At 39.3% G+C, this 16,041-nt stretch carries 17 protein-coding genes; 6 read left to right on the plus strand and 11 right to left on the minus strand.

Going from position 1 to position 16,041, the window contains the following annotated elements; translation table 11 throughout:
* Positions 1-128 precede the first annotated feature (128 nt).
* The gene (locus V7K55_RS14645) at positions 129-584 is read right to left on the minus strand and encodes a DUF2141 domain-containing protein (protein WP_334832488.1); all 456 of its coding nucleotides are present in this window, start codon (positions 582-584) and stop codon (positions 129-131) included.
* Between the two features lie 91 nt (positions 585-675).
* Positions 676-2,136 (minus strand): ammonium transporter, encoded by a 1,461-nt coding sequence (locus V7K55_RS14650; protein ID WP_334832454.1) that lies wholly within the window; start codon positions 2,134-2,136, stop codon positions 676-678.
* Between the two features lie 772 nt (positions 2,137-2,908).
* Between V7K55_RS14650 and V7K55_RS14655 the strand changes: the two genes are divergently transcribed.
* The 4 genes from V7K55_RS14655 to V7K55_RS14670 all read left to right on the plus strand — a co-directional run bounded on the left by V7K55_RS14655 (position 2,909) and on the right by V7K55_RS14670 (position 6,110).
* The gene (locus V7K55_RS14655; RefSeq protein ID WP_334832456.1) at positions 2,909-3,394 is read left to right on the plus strand and encodes a glutathione peroxidase; all 486 of its coding nucleotides are present in this window, start codon (positions 2,909-2,911) and stop codon (positions 3,392-3,394) included.
* Positions 3,395-3,525: 131 nt separating this feature from the next.
* Positions 3,526-4,347, plus strand: coding sequence for an SDR family oxidoreductase (locus V7K55_RS14660; RefSeq protein ID WP_334832458.1), 822 nt, complete (start codon positions 3,526-3,528; stop codon positions 4,345-4,347).
* 21 nt (positions 4,348-4,368) lie between these two features.
* Positions 4,369-5,298, plus strand: a complete 930-nt coding sequence (locus V7K55_RS14665; protein ID WP_334832460.1) for an alpha/beta fold hydrolase — start codon at positions 4,369-4,371, stop codon at positions 5,296-5,298.
* 77 nt (positions 5,299-5,375) lie between these two features.
* Positions 5,376-6,110: a glutathione peroxidase gene (locus V7K55_RS14670; RefSeq protein ID WP_334832462.1), complete on the plus strand. Its 735-nt coding sequence runs from the start codon at positions 5,376-5,378 to the stop codon at positions 6,108-6,110.
* Here the strand turns inward: V7K55_RS14670 and V7K55_RS14675 are convergent.
* Positions 6,103-6,279, minus strand: coding sequence for a hypothetical protein (locus tag V7K55_RS14675; protein WP_334832464.1), 177 nt, complete (start codon positions 6,277-6,279; stop codon positions 6,103-6,105). The two genes, V7K55_RS14670 and V7K55_RS14675, sit on opposite strands and share 8 nt — an antisense overlap.
* A 54-nt stretch (positions 6,280-6,333) precedes the next feature.
* Here V7K55_RS14675 and V7K55_RS14680 point away from each other — a divergent pair, with 54 nt between their 5' ends.
* Together V7K55_RS14680 and V7K55_RS14685 are read left to right on the plus strand one after the other, a co-directional pair.
* Complete coding sequence (locus tag V7K55_RS14680) at positions 6,334-7,575, plus strand: hypothetical protein (RefSeq protein WP_334832466.1); 1,242 nt, start codon at positions 6,334-6,336, stop codon at positions 7,573-7,575.
* Positions 7,576-7,611: 36 nt separating this feature from the next.
* Positions 7,612-8,361: a phosphatase PAP2 family protein gene (locus tag V7K55_RS14685; protein ID WP_334832468.1), complete on the plus strand. Its 750-nt coding sequence runs from the start codon at positions 7,612-7,614 to the stop codon at positions 8,359-8,361.
* An 80-nt stretch (positions 8,362-8,441) separates the two neighbouring features.
* On the opposite strand, the gene V7K55_RS14690 is transcribed toward V7K55_RS14685, so the two are convergent.
* The 8 genes from V7K55_RS14690 to V7K55_RS14725 form a co-directional block, all read right to left on the minus strand.
* Positions 8,442-9,674, minus strand: a complete 1,233-nt coding sequence (locus tag V7K55_RS14690; protein ID WP_334832470.1) for a nucleotidyltransferase domain-containing protein — start codon at positions 9,672-9,674, stop codon at positions 8,442-8,444.
* Positions 9,675-9,681: 7 nt separating this feature from the next.
* Positions 9,682-11,505, minus strand: a complete 1,824-nt coding sequence (locus tag V7K55_RS14695) for an ABC transporter ATP-binding protein (protein ID WP_334832472.1) — start codon at positions 11,503-11,505, stop codon at positions 9,682-9,684.
* A gap of 3 nt (positions 11,506-11,508) precedes the next feature.
* Positions 11,509-11,955, minus strand: a complete 447-nt coding sequence (locus V7K55_RS14700; RefSeq protein WP_334832474.1) for a lasso peptide biosynthesis B2 protein — start codon at positions 11,953-11,955, stop codon at positions 11,509-11,511.
* A gap of 51 nt (positions 11,956-12,006) precedes the next feature.
* On the minus strand, positions 12,007-12,978 hold the full coding sequence (locus tag V7K55_RS14705; protein ID WP_334832476.1) for an NAD-dependent epimerase/dehydratase family protein: 972 nt from the start codon (positions 12,976-12,978) through the stop codon (positions 12,007-12,009).
* Between the two features lie 4 nt (positions 12,979-12,982).
* Entirely contained in the window at positions 12,983-13,885 is a 903-nt protein-coding gene (locus tag V7K55_RS14710; protein ID WP_334832478.1) for a glycosyltransferase, read from the minus strand.
* Between the two features lie 53 nt (positions 13,886-13,938).
* Positions 13,939-14,952: an HPr kinase/phosphorylase gene (locus V7K55_RS14715; RefSeq protein ID WP_334832480.1), complete on the minus strand. Its 1,014-nt coding sequence runs from the start codon at positions 14,950-14,952 to the stop codon at positions 13,939-13,941.
* Positions 14,942-15,262 (minus strand): hypothetical protein, encoded by a 321-nt coding sequence (locus tag V7K55_RS14720; RefSeq protein WP_334832482.1) that lies wholly within the window; start codon positions 15,260-15,262, stop codon positions 14,942-14,944. The genes V7K55_RS14715 and V7K55_RS14720 overlap by 11 nt, the downstream gene beginning before the upstream one ends.
* A gap of 107 nt (positions 15,263-15,369) precedes the next feature.
* Positions 15,370-15,510, minus strand: a complete 141-nt coding sequence (locus V7K55_RS14725) for a hypothetical protein (RefSeq protein WP_334832484.1) — start codon at positions 15,508-15,510, stop codon at positions 15,370-15,372.
* Positions 15,511-16,041: the final 531 nt, after the last annotated feature.

The raw sequence follows: 16,041 nt of genomic DNA on the forward strand, positions 1-16,041 counted from the left end.
TATTTAAGATTTTTCCTTCAATCGAAATTTCAAAATCTAAAATTGGCAGATTCAGGAGGAAAGCAGGTTTTATATGTGGTTTTGAATTCTATTTGGTCTACTGAACCAAGTTTAAATCTGCTGTCAGGCTAAAAATATTTCAAGCGGATTTGGATATTAGTTTCTGGGCCTGCTACTAAAAATGCTGCTTCGCTAAATTTGGGCGCACCTGTGCGAATTTCTGGATTTCTGGAAAATCCAAAACCTTCTTTTGGTATACCAAAAACATTGGTGTTAAGAATGCGGTCATTATTTTGATCGTGGAAGACAGCAACGGCGTAACTACCTGCTTTCAAGTTCTCAAAGGTAATGGGTAAAGGAGTGTCATTAATCTTGATACACTGCTTTTGTAAGGTGCGATTGCGATCGCTCGGAAATCCTTCACTGCTAGCAAATATACTGGCACACACTTGTCCCTGCTTATTCTTCAAGCCATCAATTTCTACGGTGAGTTTGCCGCTAAGGGTTGCCTTGGCACTAAATGACCATGCCAGATTTCCCATAACTGCCAATAGCAGTATACTAACTCTCAGTCCTTTAAGCAGCATAAAATTTTTATAGGTTGAAGAAGAATTAACAAGTCAGAATTCTTCTTCAACAAGAATACCAAAAAGATAGCGATCTGAATTCTTGCCTCTATTCGCTATCTAAAGCTCCGACTTCATTAGTCTTATGACGATTTGTTTGTTTTTCTTCGATCGCATAAACATCAGGCCATAGTGATGCGCCGTGTTCGTAAGCATCGATCCCAATGCGATCGGCTTCAGGATCGACACGTAAGCGTCCTAGTGCTTTAAGACCACCGAACATCAAAAAGGTAAAGACAACAGTGAAAACTGCGATCGCCACCACGCCTAAAAGTTGTACGCCTAGCAAATCGAAGCCACCACCTAAAAATAATCCTGCTTTTTTGTTGAGTGTCAGTTCTGCTTGACCTAAAAAGCCAACAGACAGAGTACCCATCATTCCATTCATCCCATGTACGGCAAATGCCCCTACTGGATCGTCAATGTGGAGTGATTCAATCAAATCCACTCCCAAAGTAACCAAAATACCACCCGTTAACCCAATCAAAACCGAAGCCCAAGGTGCAACATAGGCGCAAGGAGCCGTAATTGCCACTAATCCTGCAAGTGAACCATTCAGACAGTAAACTAAATCCCACTTCCCTGTACGGGTATATTGAAAAATTATCGCCGAGAGCGCCGCGGCTCCTGCGGCCAGCGTGGTGTTGACTGTTACCAAACCAATCAAACCTGTATTACCTGTGCTGAGGGTTGAACCAGGGTTGAAACCGTACCAGCCGAACCACAGAATCATTGTTCCTAAAGTTGCTAACCCTAAATTGTGCGCTGGTGGTAGGGTTCCCCAAGCTGGACGGCCAGGACGGGGGCCAAGTAAATATGCGCCTACCAGCGCTGTCCAGCCGCCAACGCTGTGGACAACAGAACTACCCGCAAAGTCGTGATAGCTCAATTTGGCTAACCAGCCGCCGGAGTTCCAAGCCCAATGGACGATAATCGGGTAGCTGATTGCTCCCATAATGGCACTGTAAATTAAGTCGCCTATAAAATCGGTTCTTCCAGCCATTGAACCAGTAGTAATTGTACTAGCCGTAGCAGCAAAGGCAAACTGGAAGAAGAACAAGCTATAGGTATTGATGGCGGCTGTCGAACCTGGCGCACCCAATGGATAACTACCATCAGCACCAGGTAGTTGACTGAGGAAGAAGGTATCTATGCCAACTAAGCCGCCAGCACTTGTACCAAAGGCAATACCAAAGCCGATTCCCCACCACACTAAGATGGTTATAGCTGCGTCAATGAAGTTTTCTAGTAAGGCGTTAACTACACCTCTTTGCCTGATCAAACCTGCTTCTAACATGGCAAAGCCGGTTTGCATGAAGAATACTAAAAATCCAGTGATTAATACCCAGGTTGTATCAATGGAAATTTGCAGTTTCGTTGTAGTTTCAGACAAAGACTGAACAGTGGGAGGATCTGCCGCCTGGACAATTGTCGGGGCAAAAACTGCAAACACCATTGAAGCGATCGCTAGCGCCAATAGGCGATGCCAAGGCCGAATATGCTTATTCATTGGTTATTTGTTCCTGCTGGAAAAGCGGTAATTGATGTTGGTAACAGATTTCGCAAAATCAATTAATTTAATTAGGCTGACCAAATAAGGTTTTAGTCAACACTTTCGGGAAATAATTATCTCATTGTCTGGGTCAGTTATTTATTTTCCTGTGAACGCACTTTTTCTCATATCAAAAACTCTGATTAAAAAAAACAAAAACATTCTTTCACAGAAATTATCAGACTACTTTTTGTTGCACCCTTGGTAAATTTATGCCTAAACGGATAAATTTGATTGATTTTCTATTTACTCAAAGTAAAAAACTGTATCAAATAATACTATTTTTTTTGCTTCTGCTATGGTGAATAAATTCCGATACAACAAATCAAGGAACTATATCCTTTATAGGTAAGTATTTCCCGATATCAGAATGGGGTAATTAAGAGCGATGTTAATTTTTTATACAAAAGCTTAGTTATTTGTTACTTTAAGATCATAATTTATCTCTGCAACCAGAGATTGTATTAAAAATAACGCATATTTCCCAGATAGCTCCTGAGATAGCAGTTATCACCCAGTGAAAGCTGATTGTAAGTGTAAACTCACAGGCGATCGCTATCTTACAGCCCTTTTCAAGTAATTGAACTACATCCCCATTCCCCGCCTCACCTGAGTTAAACAGAATCCTAGGGATAACAAGACTAACAAACCTAATTTCCTTAAACAAACCGGGTTTAGAGTACCTGTAATATGGGAGACTTGGCAATATTCCCTATAAATCAGATTCAAGATGAGTAACACAATTTCGGATATCGCAATCAAGACTATCAACGGCGAGGATAAACAATTAAGCGACTACACCAAAAAGGTACTATTAATTGTAAATGTGGCTTCCTACTGCGGTTATACTTCTCAATACGAGGGGCTAGAAAAGTTAAACCAGAAGTATGGCGAAGCAGGATTAAGTATTTTGGGGTTCCCCTGTAACGATTTTGGAGCGCAGGAACCAGGAAGTAATGAAGAGATTGTGCAGTTCTGCACGAGTAAATATGGTGTTACCTTTGAACTATTCGATAAAGTCCATGCTAAAGGTTCGCAGCAGCATCCCCTTTATGAGCGACTTACCAAAGCCGTTGAGCCAACGGGAGGTGTTGCTTGGAACTTTGAAAAGTTTTTAGTTAATAAGCAAGGTGAAGTGATAGCTAGATTCAATAGTAGTGTCCAGCCAAATTCACCGGAAATAATTACCATAATTGAGAAAGAACTAGCAAAATAGTTATTAGTCATTAATTAAAATTTTTGTCCTATTGACTGTTAGCTCTGGACGGTTAAATTTATTTACGCCCAGTCCCTTAATTGAGAATAGTCTCTCAACCAGTAATTTAATTTATTTGTGTCTAATTTGTCATGAACGTTGCAATCATTGGTTGTGGTTATGTTGGTTATCAAATTGCTCAATATTGGCAGCAAAAAATGAATTTTGTTGTCAGTGCAACCACAACTTCCCCTGAGCGTGTCTCTGCCCTACAATCAGTATCTCAAAGAGTTGTTGTTACCTGCGGGAATGATTTAGATAGTCTAAAATCAGTTTTACACAATCAAGACGTTGTACTTTTGAGTGTTGCTGCAAAAGGTGCGGAAGTTTACGAGGAAACTTATCTACAAACTGCCCAAAATTTAGTTTCATCTTTGCAGCAGATTAAAAGTGTAAAACAATTAATATATACAGGAAGTTATGCAGTCTATGGTGACAGAAATGGTGTATGGGTAGATGAAGAAACACCTCTTGCACCCCCTAATTTAAATGCCCAAATCCTCCGAAAAACAGAGGATGTGTTACTATCAGCATCTAACGAAAATCTCCGCGTTTGTATCTTCCGCGTCGGAGGAATTTATGGCCCTGGTAGAGAACTGTTGAAAATATTTAGTAAATATTCTGGTACAACCCGTACTGGCGGTGAGGATATTACGAATTGGATTCACTTGGATGATATTGTTGCGGCGATAGAATTTGCCCGTAACCGTCGTTTACAAGGAATTTATAATCTGGTAGATGATGCACATCTCACCAGCCGAGAATTGCTAGATAGCCTATTTGAAAAACATAATTTACCCAAAGTTATATGGGATACTTCTATTAAGAGTACTCGCCCATATAATGCTTGGGTATCGAATGAAAAGCTGAAAGAGGCTGGATACCAGTTAATTCATCCACAGATGATTTTTTAGAAAGTATTAGAACTAGGAACTATGCAACCATCTGCTGTAAATAACACACCCAACTTGACAGCATCTCCTAGCCAATTTTACATTTGGCAGAATTATCGTTGTGCCTACGAAGTTCTTCAACCAAATAACACAACATCTGAGGGTATTCCCTTAGTATTAATTCATCCTATTGGTGTAGGATTGTCGCGGCAATTTTGGCAGCGCTTTTGTCGTGAATGGTATAATTCAGGTCAGAGGAATTCAATTTATAACCCTGATTTACTAGGATGTGGCGAGAGTGATATGCCTCATCTGGCTTATACTCCTAGTGATTGGGCAGAACAGTTGCAGTCCTTTTTACAAACAGTAGTACAAAAACCTGTGATTGTAGTTGTACAAGGTGCTTTATTACCAGTTGCGATTGCATTAATCCAAAAGCAATCAAACTTAATTGCTAAACTTGTACTTTCTGGGCCCCCACCGTGGGCTTTGATGACAAACAAACCACCAGAATGGCAACAAAAATTTCTTTGGAATGTGTTAGATTCCCCTTTTGGGAGTGCTTTTTATCGCTATGCACGCACCCCAAAGTTTTTACGTTCTTTCTCGACTCGCCAACTTTTTGCTTCTGATAATGCTGTAGATGCAGAGTGGTTGAACACATTGCTTGCAGGTGCAGAAAATCCTGCTAGTCGCCATGCAGTATTTTCTTTTTTAGCAGGGTTTTGGCGGCAGGATTATACTACCTCTATTGCCTCTATTGGGCAACCAACATTAGCCGTTATGGGAGAAACTGCATCGAGTATTAGCCAAAAAAGTAAAAAAGAAACACCAGATAAACGCTTGGCTGACTACCTCGCCTGTTTGCCTCATGGTCGAGGTATAAAAATAAACGGGCGTAATGTTTTACCCTATGAATCAGCTGCTGAATTTGTAGCAGCGATCGCTCCATTTATTAATGAAGTTTCTTAGCTAATTCTGTAGTTACATCATACCAGCTTTCCCATGCTAGGTTATGACTGGACTTGATTACTTCAGGAAGCAGAAACATGGTAACGAATCGCCAAGGACAGAGAGTTCCTAATGTTACTTTTCATACTCGCAAAGATAACCAGTGGGTAGATGTGACAACCGATGAATTATTTGCTAATAAGACAGTGGTTGTCTTCTCCTTGCCGGGTGCTTATACTCCGACTTGTTCATCAACTCATCTCCCTGGCTATAACGAGTTGGCTGGAGTTCTCAAAGAAAATGGTGTCGATAACATTATCTGTATTTCTGTCAATGATGCTTTTGTCATGAACGAATGGGCAAAGGATCAAGAAGCAGAAAATGTTACACTAATTCCCGATGGCAATGGTGAATTTACTGAAGGCATGGGTCTGCTCGTAGATAAATCAGACTTGGGTTTTGGTAAGCGATCGTGGCGTTACTCGATGCTGGTAAAAGATGGTGTAATTAACCAAATGTTTATTGAACCAGAGGAGCCAGGAGATCCCTTTAAGGTGTCTGATGCTGAAACAATGCTCAGATACATCAACCCCCAAGCAGTAAAGCCCGAACTAGTTTCTCTGTTTGCTAAGGTGGGTTGTCCCTTCTGTGCGCGTGCTAAGGCGATGCTCAAGGAACATAGCATTAACTACGAAGAAATTACCTTGGGTAAAGATATCACCACACGCTCATTGCAAGCAGTTACAGGGGCGACAACAGTTCCCCAAGTGTTTATCGATGGTAAATTAATTGGTGGTTCTGAGGCATTAGAAGCCTACTTCGCTGCTAAATAGTTTTCACTAGGGACGCACAGATGTGCGTCCCCATAACGCGTTCAAAGATTTTGAGGTTTAGTAAGGGCGATCGCGCCAAGTCATAAATCACCTTCTCAAAATACCATTTATCCGATTGACCTTGGTGCCTCTGCTGCTGCTGTTTGAGTAGTCGTTCGGCTGTCGTCACATCACCGTTAAGTAAAACAAGTAAACGTTATCTTCTAATTATTTAACAGAGAATATGTTTGCCAGAATTCGCCTAATCTTAAGTCGATTTTTTAGTAAATCAAGGACAATCAACAATGAACCACTAAATAAAGTGAGTTTAATTGTCATTATTGTAATTGATATTTTTATCTTAATTAATGTTTTTACCGGACTCGATGATATTAGCAGATGGCATCTCAGTCCGACTGAGGCTTATCCATGTTATTCAGAATGGCAAAGTTATCGGACAAAAACCACTCAAGATAAAAATTATGAAATTGTTAGACTTTCATTGCCATATAGCCCAAACAATCAACTAAGTTTTCAGCAAAACTATCAACAACCCGAAGCAGGACATCTGGGTAATGTTTCTAAAACCTGCTTGCGATATGCTGACTATAAAGATAAGATTAATAATCCTGAAAAGCAGCAAATCGTTAAAAATATCGATCTAGAACAAGCAAAAATTAGTGCGTTGGAACAAGCCAATAGCACTATTAAATCCCAATATGACTCAACATTATTAGAAAAAATTGCAGGTCAGGGTCGCGAACAATCAATTAATCAAGTCGGTGCTGAAAAAGCTAAACAGGTATTAGAACAAAATAATCGTCAAATTTCTACCCTAAAACAAGAAATTTCTACTCTGAAAAGTGAACTGCTTGCCAAACCAGAAAGCATTAGTTTTATAGCCTTTCTCAAAGATGAAAATCAATTCCGGGAAGTTGACAAAGGCTATCAGCAGGCATCATTTTGGTATCCAAGTATTCAGCTTGGTTTTCAGTCACTCTTTCTGCTACCTTTAATTATCATTGCCTTATCAGTTCACAAATTTGCTCAAGGAAGAGGATATGGACTCGTATCGCTAATTAGCTGGCATTTGCTAGTCATCTTTTTTATACCACTAATTGTTAAAATATTTGAGTTTCTGCAAATAGGTGCAATATTTAAATTTTTATTTGATATTATTAGCGCCCTTTTTGGTGGTTTGCTTTTCCTGATAAATTATCTTTATATCTTGCTGATTCCAATTATTGGTTTTGGAATTATCCAGTTTTTTCAAAAATTTGTCTTTAATGCTAAAGTCCAAGCAGCTAGCAGAGTTCAAAAATCACGCTGTGTAAATTGCGCTAAGAAAATTCGACAGGTTGATACTTACTGTCCGCACTGTGGCTATTATCAGTACATTGAATGCCAAAACTGTCATAATATTACTTATAAACATTTGTCATACTGTAAACATTGTGGAACTTCTCAAGATTCTAGTAACTTGTAATCACTAAAGTAGTTAATCGGTATTTTTAACTTAGATATGGAAAAAGTGGAACAAGCTAATAAAGAGAGTCAGTCACCACTTTCTTTTCTGACAAATCTGTTGATTGCTCGTTGGCGATCGCTCTTACTCCTCTTGATAGGAGTATATTTACCTTTGCAGGTCTTTGAAATTCTGACAGTAAAGATATGGGAGAATCAAGCAGGCTTACCCTGGGATGTGCCTATTCTGTTAGCAGTTCATTCTACAGCCAACCCACAGTTAGATGTTTTAGCCGTGACGCTGGCTACAATTGGTTTGCCTTGGACGGCGATACCGATTTTGGGTGCGATCGCACTTATACTACTATTACAAAAACGCTGGCGATCGCTAGCTTATTTACTTACCGCCTCAGTGGGAAGCATCATCATCAGTTACACAGCAAAGGAGTTAATGCATCGAGTGCGCCCCCAATTGTGGCAGTCTATTGCGCCTGAGTCTAGTTTTGCATTTCCCAGCGCTCACGCCATGACGAGTATAATTTTGGTAGCAATTTTGCTATTCTTAACTTGGGCTAGCTCCTGGGGCTGGTTGGTTCTCATCTTCGGTAGCTTATACATAATAGCTATTGCATGGTGTCGTCTCTATCTGGGGGTACATTTTCCTAGTGACATTCTCGCAGGATGGATGGTTGCATTAGGTTGGACAATTGGTGTAAGTCTAATTATCAAACCGGATAAAACTACAGCCAAATCCGTAGATAGCGATCGCCCCAAGGATGAAACTACCTTACTGCCTGAAGAAATTTGATTAGCAACGGGACTTTACCGTACTACAATTGATGCAGGTATAGGTTTGCTGATTCGCAGAGATGGCATTTCACCCCGGTTTCATCTGTATGTACTATTAGTTATGTATCTACTTACCAAGCGGATTGGTCGAACTAAGTAGTATAAAAAGGAAAGACCAGAGGGCAATGGAAAAAATTCTCGATCTGCTTGATTGCTATCAATGATTATCTGTCTGGTTATAAAACTCAAAAATTGCCACACCAGATAAACACGAACCGGCATTCTGCTAAGTGGCCCCCCGATCATCAAGTCATGAAAAAAAAGTTGAATGAACAGTGGAGTTTTAACTTTTGCGAACAGCAGTTTCTGCATCCGCACAGTATAAATTAAAATAGTTGGATCGATTTGGATTTGTTGTTGAAGAGCTTGCTTTACTCGATCTGGTAAAGGGGTATTCAGGAGAGTCTTAACTATCAACAGACTAATAAAGAATGGTCTTTGAAGTTCTAGACTGTTTACTTCCTGTAATAATTTTTCCCAATCCAATGTCTGTTGAATACGCAATAATTCAGCTAAATCGCAAATCTGAGCTAAAGACTCTTTACCTTCATTAACTCCTCTAGCAACTTGCACAGCAAGGATGATTAACAAATCATCAGAAGAGAAGTTCATGATAGATTCGCCCTTGAAAGTTAAAGACCTGCCTCCTTGCCACAAGGTTTCAAAATCAGGAAGTTTAAAAGGGAAGTAAGATAAGGGAGTCAGTTCACCGTGAAGATCCACTACTATTTCTGGTTTCTGGCTATGAACAAAAGTTTGTTGCCAACCATAGTCAACGTCTAGTTGATATTTATGAGTAATCAATAATTCTTTAGCTTTAAATATATCCTCTTGTCTCACCAGAATATCTAGGTCGCTAAACTGTCTCATCGCTAAATTGCCATAAATAGAAATAGCTAAAACAAGTCCTTTAAAAGGAATTGCTGGAATTTTGTGAGCTTCAAAAAGCTTAAGAATGTTAAGCAATTCATGACTCAAAAATAAGTTGCGGCTAGCATTAGTGTGATAATGATTCTGAAGCTGAGTTAAAACTGTTTTGGGAATAGCTTCTCCTGAAGTGGTCTTGAGGCTCTGGTATAATAGTGGTATCGTCTTATGATGTGCTGCTATTTGGATGAGATATGCCCAGTCTATATCTTGCCGGAGTAAAGTTTTAATTCGCTCTGCTGTTTCGGGGTCTATGTGAGTTCGGGTACAACACAGAAGTAACTCAATTTCTGGACGGCTAACCTTTGTTGATAATTGAGTAATAGGCTTGTTTAAGGTAATCATAAATTAGTTATTTATAGTGTTGGGCTTGGGTTTTAAACAAGTGTGCATAGCTACCACCCAGATTTATCAGTTCTTCATGAGCGCCGCTTTCAATAATTGAACCGTTTGCCATCACGTAGATATTGTCAGCCATTCTGACAGTTGATAAGCGATGGCTGATAAGGATAGCAGCTTGATTTTTGATCAGTTGGCGGAAATTATGAAACACCTCTTCTTCGGCTTTGGGGTCTAGAGCGCTAGTTGGTTCATCCAACACAATTAACTGTGAATCTCGCAAAAATGCCCTCGCCAAAGCGATTTTTTGCCACTGACCGATGCTCAGTTCTTCCCCTTGTTCAAACAATTTACCCAGTATGGTATCGTAACCTTGAGGTAGCTTGCTAATCACATCATCAGCACCCGAACGACGGGCAGCGGCAGTGATTTTTTCGTGGTTAAATGGCAGGTTGATATTTGCCATCCAAATGTTTTCTTTAGCAGTCAGATGATATTTTGTATAGTCTTGAAAAATCACGCTAATTTGACTGCGGAGAGTAGCAATTTGAAATTGGCGTAAATCTATGCCGTCAATGGTAATATTACCAGAGGTGGGATCGTATAAGCGACACAAAAGCTTAATTAAAGTAGTCTTACCAGAGCCGTTTTCTCCTACTAACGCCACAACTTCACCTGGGCGAATAGTTAGATTAATATCTTGAAGTGCCTGACGCTTTGTAGTTGCATATTGAAAGCTGACATGATTAAACACAATGCCTTTTTGCATTGGTATGGGAAGAGGTTTTGGAGATGACGGTTCTACAATTCTTGGTTTCAGGTCTAAAAATTCATATAAGTTTGCGAGAAATAGGTTGTCTGTATATAGACCAGACAGACCACCCAAAAGACCTTTCAGGTCGTTTTGTCCCCGTTGCAATGCCTGGTAATATAAAACTAAATCACCAAAGCGAATACTGCCTTGCATAGTTTGATAAATAATGAAACCATAGGCAGCAAAAATTAAAGTTGCCCCCACTGCTTGAGTACTAAGATTAGCAACAGACTGTCTGGTGGTAATGGCGATGTTTTCGTGGTATATTTGCGATCGCAACCGCAAATACCACTGACTAAAGAAAAAACCCAAATCAAACAAGCGAATTTCTTTAGCGTGTTGCTCTGTGGTCAGTATCCGGCTCAAGTAACCTGCTCGGCGTTCTAGGGCTGTTTTTTGGCGCTGCCAATTATACATGATACCGGAGTATTTCACCTGCACTACCATCGGCGGAATTGCGCCAAGAAATAAGATAACCCCTATTCCCCAATGCAATGACAGTAGCAACCCCAGCATCGCTACCAAGGAGATACTACTCAAAGCTAACCATGCCAAACGATGTAGTATTTGCCCCGGACGAGAAGGAGCTTCTTGTTGCGCTCGCTGCAAAGCATCATAATATTCAGAGTTTTCGTAATACTCCAGGTCTACCTCAATTGATTTAGCATGGAGAATATTTTGCATATAATCGGTGAGTCGCTGAGATTGGGCGGCATACACCACTTCAGTCAGGGAAGAACACAGGGTAGTTACCAAGGTGATAGCAGCAAAGAAGCCAAGCAAAAGTAATACTCGATTAAAAGCGGCTCCTTTGTCGGCAAGATTAACACTGGCGGCTACTGTATCTACAATGAGTTTGGTGAGATAGAGAGAGATTAAGGGCAATAAACCTTGAACCACCAAAAGTACAACGAAAGCAATAGTCAAACGAGGACTACTGTTCCAAACTAGGCGCAAGGCAGGCAGAATGTGTAAGCTTTGCTGGATTTTATATCTTAAAGTTTTGCTTTTGCCTGCTTTCATATTTTAAACATGCCCCTTTGTAAAAGATGCCAGTTGGCTAAAATTAGAAAGGTTTGCGACATCACCAATCACAACTTTCCCTTGATTTTCTAACCACGCATGAGCCTTTAACTCTCCTGCTTCACCTTTGGCAACACCAATGCAGAGATTAGATGTATAACCGTGGCGACTCATGAAAACCTGGCAAGTCAAGGCCCGCGCCAGACATTTTGCACCGCCAGGCATATAATAACAGCTAACTTCCACAGCCCAGATAATTTTGTCAATAGAGATGTGGTCTTTTTCTTGGCATTTAGGTTTGGCATTACTGATGCTTGATAGCAGTTGCTGCAAAGTTTTGAATGACAGCAACCATAAACTTAATCTTACTAATGTCAATACAATAAAAGTGGTAATTAAAAGTTGTTTTATTTGATAATCTAATTTGAAAAATTTAGATAATCGCTTCATTTTTATTTCAAGTTTTTTATGATTTACAATGCTATTGAGGTGTCTTCCAAATTAAGCAGATAGAGGCAGTCGCTGTTTTTGATAATTATCATTTTTACTCAAATATGATGCAATTAATAAATTAAGAGCAGAATCTGCCGACCACTGAGGATGAAAGTCTAAACATGAAGATATCCTGGAAATATCAGCCTGAGAATGTTGAATATCTCCTAAACGCGGAGAAACAAAATTAATTTCTGGTTGCCATTGCGGAAAGTTATTTTTGAGTATATCAACCAACTTTACCAAAGAAGTAGATTTTCCAGTTCCTAAATTACAAATTAAGGATGAGCCAGGAGTAATATCCAGTTTTAATGCTTGAGAAAAAGCCCTCACTACGTCTTTAACATAAATAAAATCTCTGGTTTGAGTGCCATCGCCATAAATGGTGATTGGTAAGCCACGTTGCATAGTATCAACAAATCGGGAAATTACGCCAGAGTAGCTTGAATCAGGAACTTGTCTAGGGCCAAATACGTTAAAAATGCGTAAGCCAATGAATGAAAAACCTAGTTGTTTAGCAAACAGACTGGCGTATTGTTCACTCACCAGTTTTTGTAAGCCATAGGGTGATAGAGGAGAGGTTTTTTGCTCTTCTGAAATTGGTAATTCTGTGAGATTTCCGTATACAGATGCAGAACTGGCAAACACTAATTTAGGAATAGCTAAAGCTTGGCACAGTTGAATCACAGCCAGAGTTGCCGAAAGATTATTGTGATGAGCATCTAGGGGACGACATAAAGATTCTGTCACTGAGGAAATAGCCGCTAAATGGACAACACCATCAATTTTTTCTGTAAAATCTTCTGGTTGACATATCAAAATATCTTTTTGTAGAAACTTAAGACGAGGATGTTTGGGTAGGTTCTGTAAGCGTCCAGTGGTCAGATTATCAACTACAGTGACACGATGACCTTCTGATAGTAGTTGTTCTGTAAGATGAGAGCCAATAAATCCGGCTCCGCCAGTCACAAGAAAATTCATGATCTTAAATTTGCTCAGTAGATATAGATAATTGCAATTCTTTATATTTGGCAGTTTCACCCCGCACTTGTTGGTAGCGTTGCAAAACTCCACGCGCTTTATCCATTTGATTATTTTGAATATATAAATCGGTCAGAAGAAGGTAAATATTGTAAAAATAAGGATCGAGAAAATGAACAGGGATTTTTATAAATTCTGGATGGCGATCGATGACTTTCTCCTTAACCCGCAGGTAGCTAATCAGAAACTTTTCTGTATTTTTAGAAAGACTATTTGATGAGCGACGATAACGTGCTAAAGGCTCATTTAAAAAATAAATCGGAAATTTTTGAATCAGTCGTAACCATAAATCATAATCTTCACAAGGAGCGACAGTCTCATCAAATAAACCCACTTGTTCTAAACAATCTCGACGCACAACAACCGTCAGTATTGGAATGTAGTTGTACCTAAAAAGAGTAAAAACTACTTGAAGATTAGGAGTGGGAAACGCTGTATTGTACGACTTCTTTGATAAACCTTTTTGCTCAGAAAAAAAGAGTGAATCTGAATAAATCAAGCCAAGATGTGGATTTGCTTCTAAGACAGAAATTTGTTTTTCTAACTTCTGAGGTTCCCAGAGGTCGTCATCATCTAAAAAAGCGATATACTTTCCTCTAGCAGAGCATATTCCAGCATTCCGAGCCGCAGACACTCCTTGATTGGCTTGATGAATGACAGTAATGTGATGATTCTCGCTAAATTCAGCCAGCACTTGTGGAGTATTATCCTGAGAACCATCATTGATGACGATAATTTCGTAGTCTCTGTAGGTTTGTGCTAAAACGCTGTTAATTGCTTGACTGACAATATCCCCACGCTGGTAGGTAGGAATAATAACACTGACAGTTGGCTTAAAAGCTTGCATATTTAACAATTTACTTCAGTAGATATAGCCAGATATTAAAATTAGTGGGGTTACTAAACCAAAGTATGAATCAGGTGTAAATCCTCCACAATAACATCATAAATTTGCCCTAAATTTCCCAAATTATCAGGACGTAATAACTCTCGGACAGGAACAGTTTTCGCCAATTGACCTAATTCCTCAAACTCTTGTCTACACTGTTGAGAAGTCAGGAAAGCACGTCCATAGGAATTGAACATTAGATGCTTCATGGCTTCAGGCAGAGAGAGAGAATTAATTTTAGGTGCTGTTAAATTGCGATCGCGTTCTCCCAATATGTACACAGCCATTAATGGCAAGGCTTGGGGCTGAAACTGCCACTGTTCCTTATGTTTTCCTTGCAAATCTAAGAAACGTTTATCTAAATTTACTGATACCAGTGATAAATCTTCTATTGAGCCGTGAATGGCTTTTACAGAATTAGGCCACAGGCGTAGACGAGGATAACCAGGCTGTACCCAAAACCTTTTTTCATCAGGAATAAGTGCAGCAATGTCATCTGCTAAAACCGAAAATCCACGGCTAGCTAATGCTGCTGCTGTGGTTGATTTACCCGCCCCTGATTGTCCCAAAATGGCGATCGCGCTGTCATCAACTGCAACCACACTGGCATGAAGACAAGTCACACCCCGCAGCCTCAACAGATGACCAAGTACACAACCGAGCAGCAAAGACACTACATCTGTAAATAGTGCATCTCTAGACCAAAAACCCCAAACTTGACTACCATCAGGATTCAAAATGAATTCTAAGCAATCAACTCCATCAAAAGACCGTATCCTCCAGTAAGTACCATCATCTTGGTGCGTCGTCCACAACAGGAAGCCTGTTTTTTGATACCACTCAAGCGGCACATTCCAAAAAGTTTGTTCAAGTAACGGCAGTTGACTCTGTTGTTCACCTACCAGGTCAATAGCCACATCTATTGATGTAGAACTATTAACACCAGCTAACCCTGGAAGCAGTCGATTAATAGATAGGTTTAGTCCATAAAATTGATAGCAATAATTATCGTTCTTAATCGACATTTACGCCTATATTGACATTGGCATGGATTAAACAATTTACAGAAAAATGGAAAATTCCATACACTTCTTTGGAGCCTTTAAGAGTTTTACCATCAATCGGAATTATTTGCGCCCCTGTGTTCTCAACTATTGATTCAATCCAACGTCTAAAACATTGTTCAAATATTTTTGTATTAATACGTTCAAAAACAAGGGCGTAATGTGTCTGCACTAGTGGTCTGTCAAATATACTTTGACGGTTTGTAGTAAGCACTTCAGTGCTTAGAGAATAAGTACTAAAGTCCTTACTACGAGCTTCTATATCCGTCAATTTCAACTTGATAGACTACTAGGTATGCCTTCAGGTAAACTTAAAAACTCTCTTGGTCGAAAAATCTGTATTTTTCACTACAAAATTATTTGTGTTCTTAGTCTGGATTAATCAGTAGTGGGGAAGAATACGGTGGTTGTACCAAAACCACCGCTACCACCCACTTGTTGTGTCAAACCAGATATTTTACCATGAGCTTTCAATTCGGGTTCAGAATAGTTTTTTTTCGAGTTTTCAGATTGTGACATTTGAGAAATCCTTATTTTTTGTGTTTTAATGTATTCGGAATTATCAGACTACGCCTTAGTAAATTAGAAACGCCTCTTAATCCTATAAGGGTTTCTACACTACCCTAAAATTATCGTTTTGTGACTATCGACGAAATTACAAGGATTTTAAGACTTAATTCTCATTAGACATAGACTATGAAATAATACAATAACCAAACTTTAATTATATAAATTTTGTGTAAAGTTTTTAGATGTCCATGACATATTTTTGATTTATTAATTGTTGTTTTTTATTAAGCACCAAAACAGGAAATTTATTATATATTTATAACTGTACAAAACGACTATCATCTGTATCAACGAAAATCCGTTGTTTAAAGCTATTGGCTACTAGCTTTAGAGGATGTTTGAAAAGTCCTTTTCTTAGTAGCAAAACGTTTTAGATACCCCTAAATCCCCCTTTTTAAGCTATCCATTATAAACATCTTTCTTAACAGAAAGTTTGAGAGAAGCCAGAAGTTGTGTATTGTCTATATCAAGAGGTGGAAA

This window comes from Nostoc sp., assembly GCF_036919895.1.
Lineage (GTDB): Bacteria > Cyanobacteriota > Cyanobacteriia > Cyanobacteriales > Nostocaceae > Nostoc.